The following is a 14,260-nucleotide window of genomic DNA, read 5'->3' as shown; positions in this document are numbered from 1 at the left end:
ACCGAGTCAGTCCTCGGCGTCGGGGATGGCGCAGAAGCTCTCGTAGTGGTCGGCGGTGTAGTACCAGACGTCCGGGTCGGTGTCCGTCCCACCGCCGACGACGATGCGCCTCGCCCCACGGTGGTCCAGGCCGGGGGTGGTGACGGTGTACTCGCGGTAGTAGTCGCCGGACTCCTCGGGCAGCACGCCCTCGTAGTTGCCGAAATGCTTGCCGTCGTGGTCGGGGTGGGCGAAGGTGCCGTCGCCGAGGATGGAGTCGATGACCTCGTCGGCGTCCTCGGGCAGCGAGGCCACCGCGCAGGTGTCGGCCTCGCTGCCGGAGCTGCCGGAGCTGTTGTCGCTGCTGTTGTCGTCGGTGACGGCGTCGATGCCGAGGTAGCCGGCGACGAGGACGATCGCGGCGCCGGCGAGACCGCCGAGGACTTTGTTGTTCGGTGTAGCCACGGTGGTCAGTAGACCACACCGGACCACATCCGGTGTATGTGCGGCGGGTTTGGCGCGGGTGGCTATCATGGTCGCATGGCACGAGGGCGGATTCCGGACACCGACATCGCCGCGATCAGGGAGCAGACCCCGATCGAGGAGGTGGTGGGCGAGTACGTCCAGCTCACCCCGGGTGGTGTGGACTCGATGAAGGGGCTCAGCCCGTTCAAGGACGAGAAGACACCGTCCTTCCACGTCCGCCCGAACAAGGGCTACTTCCACTGCTTCGCCACCGGCGAGGGCGGCGACGTCTTCAGCTTCCTGATGAAGATGGAGCACGTCACCTTCCCGGAGGCCGTGGAGCAGTGCGCCGAGCGCATCGGCTTCCGCATCAATTACGAGGGCGGTGGCCCGGTGAACCGGGTCGAGCCGGGGACCCGGCAGCGTCTGGTGGCGGCGAACCGCGCCGCCCACGAGTTCTACATGGAGCGGTTCAAGGATCAGGAGGACGCCGGGGCGGAGACCGCGCGGGCGTTCCTGCGCGACCGTGGGTTCGACGGGGAGATCGTGGACACCTTCGGCTGCGGGTACGCCCCCGCCGGGTGGGACACGCTCACCAAGCACCTGCTGCGCCGCGGTTTCGAGTTCAAGGAGCTGGAGGACGCCGGCCTGAGCCGGATGGGCAACCGTGGCCCGATCGACCGCTTCCACCGTCGGCTGCTGTGGCCGATCCGTTCGGTGGCCGGCGACGTGATCGGTTTCGGCGCGCGCAAGCTCTTCGAGGACGACAACCTCGGCAAGTACATGAACACCCCCGAGACACTGCTGTACAAGAAGTCGAAGGTGCTCTTCGGCATCGACCTGGCGAAGAAGTCCATCGCCTCGGACCACCAGGCCGTGGTGGTGGAGGGCTACACCGACGTGATGGCGATGCACGCCGCGGGCGTGCCGACCGCCGTCGCCGCCTGCGGTACGGCCTTCGGCGAGGACCACCTGCAGATGCTGCGTCGTTTCATGGTGGACGACCAGTTCTTCCGCGGCGAGATCATCTACACCTTCGACGGTGACGAGGCCGGGCAGAAGGCCGCGTTGCGTGCCTTCGAGGGCGACCAGAAGTTCACCGGACGCAGCTACGTCTCCGTCGCGCCGGACGGCATGGACCCCTGCGACGTGCGCATGGAGAAGGGTGATGCGGCGGTGCGGGAGATCGTCGCCGACCGGATCCCCATGTTCGAGTTCGTCATCCGCACGGTGATCCGCGGCTACGACACCCACCACATCGACGGCCGCGTGGAGGCGATGCGCCGGATCGTCCCGGTGCTCGCCGGCATCCGGGACGATGCCCTGCGTGACGAGTACGCCCGCCAGGCCGCCGGCTGGCTGAGCTGGCCGGACCCCACCGAGGTCGTCAGCCAGGTGCGTGCGGAGGCAGCGAAGGGACGCCGCGGCAGCCAGGGCCCGGAGCTCAAGGAGGGCGTGGCGCGTCTGGCACGCCGCTCAGCCGAGGCGGAGAAGGCCGGGGCGGCCGCCGGGTCGAACGTGACCTCGATGCTGAGCCGTCCGGACCCGTCGGACATGTACCTGGAGCCCGCGCGCGAGGTGCTCAAGCTGATGCTGCAGGAGCCGGAGATGGTGGGTTCGGACGCCGACGGACTGCTGCCGGACTCCTTCGAGCACCCCACCTACGTGGCCGTGGCCTCGGCGCTCGCCGCCGCCGGCGGGGTCGGCTCGGTGGGCGAGGGGGGACGCCACGCCGCCGGTGCCGACTGGATCGACGCGGTCACCTCCGCCACCGACGACGTGATGTGCCGCGCGGTGATCAGCGAGCTGGCCGTGGAGGTGCCGCGGTGCGAGCGCGACCGGCTGCAGTTCTACGCCGGTGCGGTGGTCGCCCGGATGGAGGAGCGCTGGGTCGGCATGGAGATCGCCGAGCTGAAGTCACGGATGCAGCGCATGCGTCCGGACCAGGGCGGGGCGAAGAAGCAGGAGTACAACAACACCTTCGCCGACCTCATGGCGTTGGAGAAGTACCGGCGCACCCTGCAGGAGCAGGCGCAGAGCTACGGCGACCTGCGCGGTTAGGCCCGTCGGCGGGCGAACCTGCCCGCCCGTCCGGTGGAGGCGGCACCCGAGCCGTCCTGCTCACTGACGGGGCGGCCCTTGGCGTCGCGCATGCGCGGCTGCTCGGCCTCCACGAAGATGTCCTCCTCGTACTCGGCGGCGTCGTTCTCGAGGACGTCCAGCTCGTCGATCCCGTTTGTGCCGTTGACTCCGCGCACGTCGCGGAGCTCGCGCATGCGCGGCTCCGGGTCGATCCGGTCGGCCAGGGCCTTGCGACCGGCCTGGACGGCGCGACGCGTTGCCGGGGAGTTGACCGCAGCCTCGTAGCCGCGCCGGATCTGCTCGTAGCGGCGGCGTCCGGCCTTGGTGCCGAAGACGTATCCGGCGGCGGCTCCGATGACCAGCTGGATCATGAAAATTCTCTCCTGGTGCGTACTGGGGGCAGGACGGGCAAGGTGACGTTCGACCCCCACCCTACCCCGAGGACCTCACGCGACCGCGGGGAATCATCCGTATCCTCGTGGGCACCATAAAGTCACGGACATGAGGAGAGCAGCCAAGTGAGTACAACGGTCAAGGGAGTCATCGCACGCGGCAAGGGCGCCGAGGTGGAGCTGGTGGATGTGGTCGTCCCGGACCCCGGTGCCAACGACGTGGTCGTACGCGTGCAGTCCTGCGGGGTCTGCCACACCGACCTGGCCTACCGCGACGGCGGGATCAGCGACGACTACCCGTTCCTGCTCGGCCACGAGGCCGCCGGTGTCGTGGAGACCGTCGGTGAGGACGTCACCCACGTCGCCGAGGGCGACTTCGTGGTGCTGAACTGGCGCGCGGTGTGCGGGGAGTGCCGGGCGTGCAAGAAGGGTGAGCCGAAGTACTGCTTCGACACCTTCAACGCCTCGCGGAAGATGACCCTGGCCGACGGCACGGAGCTGGAGCCGGCGCTGGGCATCGGCGCGTTCGCGGAGAAGACCCTGGTCTACGAGGGCCAGTGCACGAAGGTCAACCCGCAGGCCGACCCCTCGGCCGTGGGGCTGCTGGGCTGCGGTGTGATGGCCGGGCTGGGTGCCGCGGTCAACACCGGTGAGATCAAGCGTGGCGAGACCGTGGCCGTCATCGGTGCCGGTGGTGTCGGCATGGCCGCGATCGCCGGGGCGAAGCTCGCCGGGGCGACGACGATCATCGCCGTGGACCTGTCGGAGGCGAAGCTGGAGCGGGCCCTGACGTTCGGTGCGACGCACACGGTCAACCCGTCCGACCTGTCCGGCGAGGGCACCGGGGAGGACCAGCCGGTGGTACAGGCCGTCCAGGAGATCCTCGGCGGGGTCGGTGCGGACGTCGTGGTCGACGCGGTCGGTCTGCCGGCGACGTTCACCCAGGCCTTCTACATGCGTGACCTCGCCGGACGTGTGGTGCTGGTCGGTGTGCCGACCCCGGAGATGACCCTGGAGCTGCCGTTCCTGGACGTGTTCGCCCGTGGTGGGGCGGTGAAGTCCTCCTGGTACGGCGACTGCCTGCCGGAGCGGGACTTCCCGATGTACACGGAGCTGTACCTGCAGGACCGTTTCCCGCTGGGCGACTTCGTCGACGACCGGGTGGGCATCAACGACGTCGAGGCGGCGTTCGAGAAGATGAAGCAGGGTTCGGTGCTGCGTTCGGTGGTGGAGCTGTGAACGCGCAGGGATCGACCGGGGTTTCGGGCAGCTCGGGTACCGGGCTGCGCATCGACCGGGTGGTGACCCACGGGGTCTTCGCCCTGGACGGCGGTGAGTGGGAGGTCGACAACAACATCTGGGTCATCGGTGACGATGACGAGGTGGTCGTCGTCGACGCCGCCCATGACGCCGACGCGATCGTCGACGCGGTCGGGGACAGGACGGTGCGTGGGGTGATCTGCACGCACGCGCACAACGACCACGTGACGGTGGCCCCGGAGCTGGCGGAGCGTCTGGACACGCAGATCCACGTGCACCCGGGTGACCAGATGCTGTGGAACCAGACCCACCCTGGTGTGGGGCACGAGGACCTGGCGGACGGTCAGGTCTTCGACGTGGCCGGGACCCGGCTGCGGGTGATCAACACGCCGGGGCATTCGCCGGGGTCGTGCTGCCTGTACCTGCCGGAGGCGAAGGTGCTGCTCAGCGGCGACACGATGTTCGCCAGTGGTCCCGGGGCCACGGGGCGTTCGTTCAGTGACTTCGACACGATCGTCGAGTCGTTGCGGTCGAAGGTGTTGACGTTGCCGGGGGAGACCGAGGTGTACACCGGTCACGGTGACGCGACGTCGATCGGTGACGAGGCACCGCACCTGGAGGAGTGGATCGCCCGCGGCTATTGATCCGCATACCCTGCAGGGGTATTGTCGGGGGTGAAAGAAATATTTGGATGAAGGAGTGGGACGTGCCTGAGAACCTGTTGACCGACGACGCTGTGGTCGGTGCTGACGCCGGCGCCGGTACTGACGCCGACAAGGGCGGCTGCGGCTGCGGCACCCACACCTCCGGTAGCGCCGGCGACGGGGTGGATGAGCAGGACGGTGTGCACGGCTACAGTGCGGACAAGAAGCGCTACCTCGCCCGGTTGAAGCGGATCGAGGGGCAGGTCCGTGGCCTGCACCGCATGGTGGACGAGGACACGTACTGCATCGACGTCCTCACCCAGGTGTCGGCGGTGCAGTCGGCGCTCAAAGGTGTTGCCCTGGCCCTGCTGGACGACCACATGCAGCACTGCGTGCTGCACGCGGCACAGCAGGGGGAGGACGAGGCGTTGGAGAAGCTCGACGAGGTCTCCGCGGCCGTCGGGCGGCTGTTGAAGTAGGGGAGGGCTGGTGCGGAGTACTTCGGTATTCTCATTGACTGAGAGGCCCCGGGAGACGTGAACCTGGCGTCCCTCCAAGGCAAGAGGAACCCCCGGTCGGTGGCGACCGGGGGTTCTGCTTTTTGTGGGGCCAGCGGGGCTTGAACCCGCGACCAGCGGATTATGAGTCCGCGGCTCTAACCAACTGAGCTATAGCCCCGTAGGCACATTTAAGCACACGGCGATGAGCCCTCCGGGCAGGTGCCCCTTGGTCGCCGAGGGGGTTCTCCGCCCGTGCCGGCGCCCGTGAGCAGGGTGCGGCGAACACCGGTGTCATTGCAGGTGAAGGCACTGATTTGATCCTTCGCGCCACGCTCTGTAAAGTTCCATTCCGTTGCAGGGCAGAGCATGCCCCGCCGACATAATCCTCCATAGCTCAATGGCAGAGCATTCGACTGTTAATCGAAGGGTTGCTGGTTCGAGTCCAGCTGGAGGAGCATCTAACCCCAGGTAGTGCGACCAATGGTTGTGCCACCTGGGGTTCTTCGTTTAGTTGCTTCGCTCAGCCCAACCAGCAGGGATCCAGGTTGACGGAACCGGCAACTCCTACTGGTCTGCCCCAGTAGTCTCGTCGTTGTCACGTTGAAGTAGGACCTCGCTCCTGCGGGGTACCGCTCTTATATCCGGGGGTTCACCGTTTCTTCCTTCATTCGATCCGTGTTCATCGCTCTGGGCGCGGGTGTCGCCCTGACCGTGGTCACTGTTGTGACGTACACAGGCGTGCTTCCCGGGTCGGCGGTACTCAGCCAGATCTTCGGAGTTGCCTGGCTCTGGAGCTGGTGGGGCTATCTCGTTGTTCGCCTGGTCGACCGGCAGGCCCGACCACTTCGTGCCGCGGTGCTCGGCGCAGCGTCCACCGGAATAGCAGGCGCGACGTACTACCCGGTACAGCTGGCACTAGGCACGCTGGAGGACTTCGCAGTCGAAGCCGTTGCGTACTGAACCCTCACGGGTGTGGCCGTGGGATGCGTGACCGGGTTGTGCGCCGGCCTGCAGCGTTCAGCACGCCCACTGGCTGCGCTCGGCGCCGTCGGCGTCGTCCTGGTCTCCAGCTACGGATTGTGGATTTCGGCACAGGGGCTGATCGGACCGGCGAGTATCCAGACTCCTGGGACGGATATCGTCGCGCTGGTAGTGATGATCACCCTTCACGTGCTCTTGGTCGTGTGGGTGCTCGCAGACCTTCTCCGGCACAGCCCCGCGCCCACAGGAACTGAGGCCGTCCCCGCTGAACGTGAGTTGAAGCAACGCAACGCGTGAGTCCGTTTGGCCCTGTTCCAGGCCTGTGCGCTGTGCATATACTGGACCTCCCGCCTAAGGAGCGTCGTCATGCCTGTCAGAACCGTCAGTATGAGACCGGAGACCTCGAGCATCGAGATCACCGGCGACTACCCCGTCTCCCCGTCCCGTCTCTGGAACGCCTACGCGGACCCCTCGCAGCTCGAACGCTTCTGGGGACCACCGACCTACCCCGCCACCGTGGTGCGCAACGACATGGCCGTCGGCGGCCACACGCACTACTACATGACCGGTCCGGAGGGGGACACCTCCCACGGGTACTGGTCCTTCACCGAGGTCCACGCACCACACTCCTTCGTGGTGACGGACGGTTTCGCCGACGCGTCCGGCAACCCCAACACCGACGCCCCGGAGATGACGATGTCCTTCCGGTTCGACGCGACGGAGGAGGGCGCGACGGTGACCATGGTGACCTCCTTCGCCAGCTCCGAGGACATGGACAAACTCGTGGGCATGGGCATGGCGGAGGGTCTGGAGGCAGCTATGGGGCAGCTGGACGGCGTCCTCGCCGACCCGGACTCCGCCGCGCCCGGGACCGGGACGCAGCTGACGGTCATCTCCGACACCGTCGTGCGCATCACCCGGGTATTGGCCGGCGACGTGCGGCACGCCTGGCGGGCGCACCACGATGCGGACGTCCTGCGCAGGTGGCAGCTGGGCCCGGACGGCTGGTCGATGCCCGTGTGCGAGGTGTCCAGCACCGTCGGGGAGTCCTACCGCTTCGGATGGCAGCAGGACGCCACGCCGGACGCCACGCCGGACGCCTCAGCGACCGCCGAGCCCGCCCCGGCGTTCGGCTTCACCGGCGAGGTCCTGGAGGCCGAGGAACCCTACCGCGCGGTCACCACCGAGATGATGACCGACGGGGAGGGCACGCCCGTGCCGGACGGCCCGGTGACCCGCAATGAACTGTCCCTCGCCCCGGTGGCGGAGGGTACGCTGCTCACGCTGCTGATCACTACCCGGGCGTCGCGGCCCGGGACATGATCCTCGGCACCGGCATGGTCGACGGCATGGAGACGAGCTACGCCCGCCTCGATCAGCTGGAGGTCTGAAGCGCGTCCCACAGGTCGTCGTTGAAGCCGGCCCAACGTTCCTTCGCCCACGGGCCGAAGGCACGGTCGGTCAGCACCACGGCGGCCTGCCCGCTGGGACGGTGGAACCACAGGAAGGTGCCGGACTGACCGAAGTGCCCGGCCACGTCCTGAGGCATCGAGGAACCCACCCAGTGCGGTGACTTGGTGCCGTGGATCTCCACGCCCAGCCCCCAGGGGCACGGCGTCTGGCGCCCGTAGCCCGGCACGATGCCGTCCAGGTCGGCGAACTGTGCGGTGAGCGCCTCGTCCCAGGTCTGCCCGGAGATCAGGGTGGGGGAGAGGAACTCGGCGGCGATGCGTGTCATCGCCGCCACGGTGGCGCTGAAACCGTGCCCGGCCGAGCCGGAGAGGTCCAGGTCGGCCTCCGGGATACCCAGCGGCTCGCACACGGCGGCGCGCGTGTAGTCCACAAAGTCGATACCGGTGGCGGAGACGAGGTCGGCGAGGATCTCGTATCCGGCCGAGGAGTAGATCCGCCGCGTCCGTGCGGGCTTCTCGCGTTCCCGCGAGCTCATACCTACGCCGGAGGCGTGGCTGAGCAGTTCACGCACGGTGGCGTCGGACGGACCGTCCACCGTCGCACCGTATTCGGCGACGACGTCGTCGACGGTGTCGTCGAGGGCGAAGGCGCCCTCCTCGACGGCGATCAGGACGCTGTAGGCGGTGATCAGTTTGCTCACGCTGGCCAGCGGGAACAACCGGTCGACATCCCCGTGGGTGGCCGTACCGCCCGGGGCGAGGAGGCCGGCGGCGACGGTGTCGACCGGCCAGGCGTCCACCGCGGCGAGGATGTCGGCGCTCGCGGCGTCTTGCGCTGTCATGGACCTACGCGTCCGTGGTGGAGCGGGCCTCCACGAACCGGACGATGTCACGCACCGTGCGCGCGGAGTCGAGGTCCTCCTCCTCGACGCGCACGCCGAAGGCGTCCTCGATGCGGATGGCGATGTCGATGCGCGAGACCGAGTCGATGTGGAGGTCGTCGGTCAGGTCGCTGTCGGCGCTGATCTCCTCGACGTCGACACCGGTGGCGTCCTCGATGATCATGGAGATCCTGGTCACCGGGTCGACCGAGGCGCTGCGGGCGTTGCGCGCGGGGCGTGACCCCTTCGCGGCATCGTCGGCAGGTTCCCCGCCGAGCTTCTCGGCGAGCTTGTCTCGGGCATCCGGTGAAATCTCCACGGACATCCACCTTTCTAGAGGGTCGTGCGGTCCCGTCACTGTCGGGGACCACTTTACCAATCAGGTGGATGGAACCCGCTTGCGCCTGCTCAGGCCAGATCAGGCCAGATCAGGCCTTGGTGGGGTCGGTCAGGTTCAGTTCCTCGGCGGCGTCGTTGACGTCGTCCCAGGAGACCTTGCCCTCGCGTGCCAGGGAGGCGAGCACGGCGACCACGATCGACTCGGCGTCCGAGTTGAAGAAGCGGCGTGCCGCGGCACGGGTGTCGGAGAATCCGAACCCGTCGCAACCCAGGGTGGTGTAGTCGCCGGGGACGTAGGCGCGGATCTGCTCGGGCAGGTCCGCGGCGAAGTCGGAGACACCGATGAACGGGCCGGTGGCCTTGTCCAGCACCTCGGTGACGAACGGCTTCGTGGTCTCCGCCGACGGGTGGCGCAGGGCCTCGCGCGACAGCGCGGCACCCTCACGCGCCAGCTCGGTCCAGGACGTCACCGAGTACAGCGACACGTTGACGTCGAACTTCTCACGCAGCATCTCCTTGGCGCGGATCGCCTCGGTCACACCCACGCCGGACGCCAGGATGTTGGCGACCAGGTCGGTCTGCGGGGCGGCTCCGACGTCGCCGGCGGACTGCTCGCCGGTGCCGATCAGACGGTCGGCCGGGGAGTAGAGGTAGATGCCCTTGAGCAGGCCGTCGACGTCCAGGTTCTCCGGCACGGCCGGCTGGTGGATCGGCTCGTTGTAGGCGGTGAGGTAGTAGATCACGTTCTCGCCCTGGCCGTCCTTGCCGGCACCCTCGCCGTACATGCGCTGGATGCCGTCGCGCAGGATGTAGCCGATCTCGAAGCCGAAGGCGGGGTCCCAGGCCACGACGGCCGGGTTGGTCGCCGCGAGCAGCAGGGAGTGGCCGTCCATGTGCTGCAGGCCCTCGCCGGTCAGCGTGGTGCGTCCTGCGGTGGCGCCGATGAGGACACCACGCGCCATCTGGTCGGCGGCGGCCCAGATGCCGTCGCCGGTGCGCTGGAAGCCGAACATCGCGTAGAAGATGTACAGCGGGATCATCGGCTCGCCGTGGGTCGCGTAGGACGTGGCGGCGGCGGTGAACGAGGCGATGGAGCCGGCCTCGTTGATGCCCTCGTGCAGGATCTGGCCGGAGGTGGCCTCCTTGTAGGACAGCATCAGGTCGGCGTCCACCGGCGTGTAGTTCTGGCCGTGGTTGTTGTAGATCTTCAGCGTCGGGAACCAGGAGTCCATGCCGAAGGTGCGGGCCTCGTCCGGGATGATCGGCACGAGGCGCTTCTTGATCTCCGGGTCACGCATCAGGTCCTTGAGCGCGCGGACGAGCGCCATGGTCGTGGCGACCTCCTGCTTGCCGGAGCCCTTCAGGACGCTGCGGACGCCGTCCTTGACCTCGGGGACCTTCAGCGGCGTGTAGGAGTTGCGGCGCTCCGGCACGGCACCGCCGAGCTCCTCGCGGCGCTCGAGCATGTACCGGACCTCCGGGGAGTCCGGACCGGGGTTGAAGTACGGGGGAAGGTACGGGTCCTTCTCCAGCTCCTCGTCGGAGATCGGGATCTCCTGCTTGGTGCGGAACTGCTTGAGGTCCTCCAGGGCCAGCTTCTTCATCTGGTGGGTGGCGTTGCGGCCCTCGAAGTTGTGGCCGAGACCGTAGCCCTTGATGGTGTGGGCCAGGATGACCGTCGGCTGGTCCTTGGTCTCCAGTGCGCGCTTGTAGGCGGCGTAGATCTTGCGGTAGTCGTGGCCACCGCGGCGCAGGGCGAAGATCTCCTCGTCGGTCATGTCCTCGACGAGCTTGGCGGTCTCCGGGTTCTGCTCGAAGAAGTACTTGCGGACGTAGCCGCCGTCCTTGGCCTTGAAGGTCTGGTAGTCGCCGTCCGGCGTGGTGTTCATGACGTTGACCAGGTCGCCGTCCTTGTCCTTGGCGAGCAGGTCGTCCCACTCGCGGGCCCAGACGACCTTGATGACGTTCCAGCCGGCACCGCGGAAGAAGCTCTCGAGCTCCTGGATGATCTTGGTGTTGCCGCGGACCGGGCCGTCGAGGCGCTGCAGGTTGCAGTTCACCACGAAGGTCAGGTTGTCGAGGTTGTAGAGGGCGGCCTGCTGGATGAGGCCGCGGGACTCCGGCTCGTCCATCTCGCCGTCGCCGAGGAACGCCCAGGTGTGCTGCTGGGAGGTGTCCTTGATGCCACGGTCGTTGAGGTAACGGTCGAAGCGCGCCTGGTAGATGGCGTTCATCGGGCCCAGGCCCATCGACACGGTGGGGTGCTCCCAGAAGTCGGGCATGCCGTGGGGGTGGGGGTAGCTGGGCATGCCGATGCCGGGCTTGCTCTTTTCCTGGCGGAAGGCGTCCATCTCCTCCTCGGAGAGGCGGCCCTCGAGGAAGGCGCGGGCGTAGATGCCGGGGGAGGCGTGGCCCTGGAAGAACACGTGGTCGCCGCCGCCGGCGTGGTCCTTGCCGCGGAAGAAGTGGTTGAAGCCGACCTCGTAGAGGGCGGCGGCGGAGGCGTAGGACGAGATGTGTCCGCCCACGCCGATGCCGGGACGCTGGGCGCGGTGGACCATCACCGCGGCGTTCCAGCGGATCCAGCGGCGGTAGCGCTTCTCCATGTCCTCGTCACCGGGGAACTCCGGTTCCATGGTGGTGGGGATGGTGTTCACGTAGTCCGTGGACAGCAGCGGGGGCATGGGGACGCGCTTGGCGGAGGCGCGCTCCAGCAGGCGCAGCATCAGGTAACGGGCGCGGTCCGGGCCCGCGTCGCCGAGGAGACCGTCGAGGGAGTCCATCCACTCCTGGGTCTCGTCAGGGTCGGAGTCCCGGAGATAGGACGCGACGCCATCGCGGATGGTGCTGAAATTGCTGTCCGACTTGTCGGACTTGGGTGACCTGCTGGACGCAGATGTCATGACGCTCCTCCTGGGTACGGGAAAGGACTTGGCCCGCGGTCCTGGACTGCGGCTGCGGGGCCTGTCGACGGTCTGTCACTGTTCGATACTACGGAAGACCGGGGTAGGTATTTACAGCGCGATGCCGGGCAAGTTGGCCCACCGCCTAGCCATGACCAGATACTTCCCCTACTATGCAGGGGAGATCAGTGCCTTGATCTGCGGGTGTCGCGCCAGGCGCGGCCCGCGCGGGCTCGGGGCAGTGCCCGGATGGTGAAATACGCCACTCGGGGGATCGTCACGAAGCACCCTCCTTGGGGGTGCAAGAAGTAATGGCACCAGAAATATCAGAGGAAAGGTCAGGGAACCGCAAGTGGGAGACGCCTCCGGCGCAGCAGTGCACGAAGGACAGGACTGGGCAGAGTTGTTGGACGTGTCCAACGGCCAGATCGTGCAGGAGCTCGGTTGGGACGAAGACGCCGACAGCTCCATCAGTGAGGGACTCGAGGAGATCATCGGAGAGGCTCTCCTCGACGAGGAGACCGACGAAATGGTCGACGTCGTCCTGCTGTGGTGGCGCCACGATGACGGCGACCTCGTCGACGGACTCGTCGACGCGACCAGGAACCTGGGGGAGTCTGGCCGTATCTGGCTGCTGACCCCGGCCGCAGGCACGCCGGGGACGGTGGAACCGGGCGAGATCGCCGAGTCCGCCCAGGTCGCCGGCCTCGTCCAGACGATCTCGACGCGCCTCGGCGCCTGGCAGGGGGCCTGTCTGGTCCCCGGCGGGACGAAGCGCTAGAGTTCTACAGGTTCCCGACGGTCGGCCCAGGAGTGGCCGCGTGGGGATGACGCGCATTTAGCTCAGTTGGAAGAGCAGCTGGTTTACACCCAGCAGGTCGGCGGTTCGAACCCGTCAGTGCGCACAACAGATAAGCAATGAACAGCCTTCTTGCCGGTTCTGAGGGTGTTGGTTTTCTCTCCGGTCAGTCCATCTACCGTGTAATCTACTGACCTGCCGACCCGGGCGGGACGCTCCGGGATAGTTCACAGCTCCCGCAGGGTTGCGCTCTGCCACCCGACGGAGCCAGCTGGTTTCCCTCCATTGTTGTTCCGGGTTAACAAGCAGAACCGTGACGCCGTAGTTGTAGTTCTCCGTCGGGTCATGGATTTACGCTGAGACAGTCAGACTGCCGATAGCGATGTGAGCTCGGCGGTAATTGTAGTAGCGCAGCAACAGCTCGTACACCGCCTCGCGGTTCGCTTCGCTGAAATACGGCGTCGCGTAAGTCTACTCACCGACCAGCGTGCGGTGGAATCGCTTGACCTTGTCGTTGGTCTGCAGCTGGCGCACCCGGATGGAACCTTTCCCCGTTCATGTCGTGGAAGCAACACCTCAGGCCCTGACAGAACCTGGGGGTCTACCTGCCACGAGGAGCCATAGTCGATGACCATGATGGTCACTATGTTCAGACGCCACCCCGACCAGTCAATCGCCGCTCTGCCCTAGCTGAGGATCAAGGGCCGTGAGCAGCACAACTTCCGGGAAGGGATGTGGATCCGGTGCCTGCTCTATGACGGTGACAGTCTTCGCACCATCGCGACCAAGACCGGGCGCAGTGCGTCAGTGATCAGCAGGGAAATAACCCCCAATGCCCGCAGCAGTGGTGTTAATGACCCCCACCACGCCGACGACACAGCCGAGCATCGTAGAAAGCGCCCCAGCAGCGCAAAGGCGCCCGATCGCCACGGCTACCCGCCTGGATCGGCTTCGATCTATCCCGAGGGATCGGGCCTAAGCGCCTGGCCGAGCGGCTGAAACAGAAGGCTGCTGGCAGCATCGGAAACACGGACTTCTGTTCGCACCCCACCACGCACACTGATCCGCGGCTCCCAACCGGCGAATTCGCCCCGGGTACAGGCGGGGAAACCATCAGTCATGAGGCGATTTACCAGTACACTTACGCCATACCCATCGCCACACTGAAAGCCCACGGTATCCGCCTACCGCACAAGCGCCATCGTCGCCGACCGGCAGGAAAAACGCCAGTCACGGCGCACTCCGATCGTTGGGATGAGGCAGATCTGCACTGGGCCCGCTGAGGTTGCCGGCAGGGCCGTTGTCGGGCACTGAGAGGGGGCCTGGTCATCGGGTGTAGCGACGCTGGCTGAGCGCACCAGCCCCTTTGTGATCATGAAGGCACTGACACCGGGGAAAGATTCCGGAGGGCTGCCCGACGTGCTGATGGTATCCGGCCTGAACGGGGCGTAGTTCAAGACGTTGACCTGGGATCGGGGCGCTGCAATCGCCCAGTATGCACGCCTAACTCAGGAGTCGGGTCTGGATGTGTTCTTCGCTGAGGCCTACAGTCCAGGCCAGCGCGGCACCAACGGGTCAATCAACCGTGAGGCCCGGAAGCCTTGGGACAAGGGCACCGCGTTG

Annotated in this window: 12 protein-coding genes, 3 tRNA genes and 1 pseudogene; 10 read left to right on the top strand and 6 right to left on the bottom strand. The window is 66.9% G+C overall.

Going from position 1 to position 14,260, the window contains the following annotated elements:
* Nucleotides 1-6 precede the first annotated feature (6 nt).
* Nucleotides 7-453 (bottom strand): ribonuclease domain-containing protein, encoded by a 447-nt coding sequence (locus tag ACT3S3_RS09585; protein ID WP_441579680.1) that lies wholly within the window; start codon nt 451-453, stop codon nt 7-9.
* 66 nt (nt 454-519) lie between these two features.
* On the opposite strand from ACT3S3_RS09585, the gene dnaG reads away from it, so the two are divergent.
* The gene (gene dnaG / locus ACT3S3_RS09580) at nt 520-2,505 is read left to right on the top strand and encodes a DNA primase (protein ID WP_441582168.1); all 1,986 of its coding nucleotides are present in this window, start codon (nt 520-522) and stop codon (nt 2,503-2,505) included.
* Between the two features lie 161 nt (nt 2,506-2,666).
* Here dnaG and ACT3S3_RS09575 read toward each other — a convergent pair.
* A pseudogene (locus tag ACT3S3_RS09575) lies at nt 2,667-2,897 on the bottom strand (hypothetical protein); the annotation flags it as partial.
* A gap of 147 nt (nt 2,898-3,044) precedes the next feature.
* Here ACT3S3_RS09575 and ACT3S3_RS09570 point away from each other — a divergent pair.
* From ACT3S3_RS09570 to ACT3S3_RS09560, 3 genes are all read left to right on the top strand, one after another.
* Nucleotides 3,045-4,157, top strand: a complete 1,113-nt coding sequence (locus tag ACT3S3_RS09570; RefSeq protein ID WP_301443666.1) for an S-(hydroxymethyl)mycothiol dehydrogenase — start codon at nt 3,045-3,047, stop codon at nt 4,155-4,157.
* Nucleotides 4,154-4,822, top strand: coding sequence for an MBL fold metallo-hydrolase (locus ACT3S3_RS09565; RefSeq protein ID WP_444626717.1), 669 nt, complete (start codon nt 4,154-4,156; stop codon nt 4,820-4,822). The genes ACT3S3_RS09570 and ACT3S3_RS09565 overlap by 4 nt, the downstream gene beginning before the upstream one ends.
* A 182-nt stretch (nt 4,823-5,004) precedes the next feature.
* Complete coding sequence (locus tag ACT3S3_RS09560; RefSeq protein ID WP_367620321.1) at nt 5,005-5,301, top strand: metal-sensitive transcriptional regulator; 297 nt, start codon at nt 5,005-5,007, stop codon at nt 5,299-5,301.
* A gap of 125 nt (nt 5,302-5,426) precedes the next feature.
* Here ACT3S3_RS09560 and ACT3S3_RS09555 read toward each other — a convergent pair.
* Nucleotides 5,427-5,500: transfer RNA gene (locus tag ACT3S3_RS09555), tRNA-Ile, on the bottom strand.
* Nucleotides 5,501-5,705: 205 nt separating this feature from the next.
* Between ACT3S3_RS09555 and ACT3S3_RS09550 the strand changes: the two genes are divergently transcribed.
* From ACT3S3_RS09550 to ACT3S3_RS09540, 3 genes are all read left to right on the top strand, one after another.
* Nucleotides 5,706-5,777, top strand: a tRNA-Asn gene (locus tag ACT3S3_RS09550).
* A 220-nt stretch (nt 5,778-5,997) separates the two neighbouring features.
* A complete protein-coding gene (locus tag ACT3S3_RS09545; RefSeq protein WP_444615137.1) occupies nt 5,998-6,282 on the top strand; it encodes a hypothetical protein in 285 nt (94 codons plus the stop codon).
* A 387-nt stretch (nt 6,283-6,669) separates the two neighbouring features.
* Nucleotides 6,670-7,626 carry an SRPBCC family protein gene (locus ACT3S3_RS09540; protein WP_441579711.1) on the top strand — a complete coding sequence of 319 codons (957 nt, stop codon included), beginning with the start codon at nt 6,670-6,672 and terminating at the stop codon, nt 7,624-7,626.
* A 52-nt stretch (nt 7,627-7,678) separates the two neighbouring features.
* Here ACT3S3_RS09540 and ACT3S3_RS09535 read toward each other — a convergent pair whose 3' ends face one another.
* The 3 genes from ACT3S3_RS09535 to aceE all read right to left on the bottom strand — a co-directional run bounded on the left by ACT3S3_RS09535 (nt 7,679) and on the right by aceE (nt 11,838).
* The gene (locus tag ACT3S3_RS09535; RefSeq protein WP_301443322.1) at nt 7,679-8,557 is read right to left on the bottom strand and encodes a serine hydrolase domain-containing protein; all 879 of its coding nucleotides are present in this window, start codon (nt 8,555-8,557) and stop codon (nt 7,679-7,681) included.
* 4 nt (nt 8,558-8,561) lie between these two features.
* Nucleotides 8,562-8,915, bottom strand: coding sequence for an acyl carrier protein (locus ACT3S3_RS09530; RefSeq protein WP_301443323.1), 354 nt, complete (start codon nt 8,913-8,915; stop codon nt 8,562-8,564).
* 109 nt (nt 8,916-9,024) lie between these two features.
* Nucleotides 9,025-11,838 carry a pyruvate dehydrogenase (acetyl-transferring), homodimeric type gene (gene aceE / locus ACT3S3_RS09525; protein WP_444615139.1) on the bottom strand — a complete coding sequence of 938 codons (2,814 nt, stop codon included), beginning with the start codon at nt 11,836-11,838 and terminating at the stop codon, nt 9,025-9,027.
* A 352-nt stretch (nt 11,839-12,190) separates the two neighbouring features.
* Between aceE and ACT3S3_RS09520 the strand changes: the two genes are divergently transcribed.
* The 3 genes from ACT3S3_RS09520 to ACT3S3_RS09510 all read left to right on the top strand — a co-directional run bounded on the left by ACT3S3_RS09520 (nt 12,191) and on the right by ACT3S3_RS09510 (nt 13,636).
* Nucleotides 12,191-12,619 carry a DUF3052 domain-containing protein gene (locus ACT3S3_RS09520; protein ID WP_301443325.1) on the top strand — a complete coding sequence of 143 codons (429 nt, stop codon included), beginning with the start codon at nt 12,191-12,193 and terminating at the stop codon, nt 12,617-12,619.
* A gap of 51 nt (nt 12,620-12,670) precedes the next feature.
* Nucleotides 12,671-12,743, top strand: a tRNA-Val gene (locus ACT3S3_RS09515).
* Nucleotides 12,744-13,369: 626 nt separating this feature from the next.
* Complete coding sequence (locus ACT3S3_RS09510) at nt 13,370-13,636, top strand: helix-turn-helix domain-containing protein (protein ID WP_441579709.1); 267 nt, start codon at nt 13,370-13,372, stop codon at nt 13,634-13,636.
* Nucleotides 13,637-14,260 lie beyond the last annotated feature (624 nt).

Origin of the sequence: Corynebacterium sp. AOP40-4SA-5, from assembly GCF_052377355.1 — a bacterium.
Classification (GTDB): domain Bacteria; phylum Actinomycetota; class Actinomycetes; order Mycobacteriales; family Mycobacteriaceae; genus Corynebacterium.
Note: the sequence above shows the minus strand (reverse complement) of the source record. Positions and strands in the feature narration are given on the sequence as shown.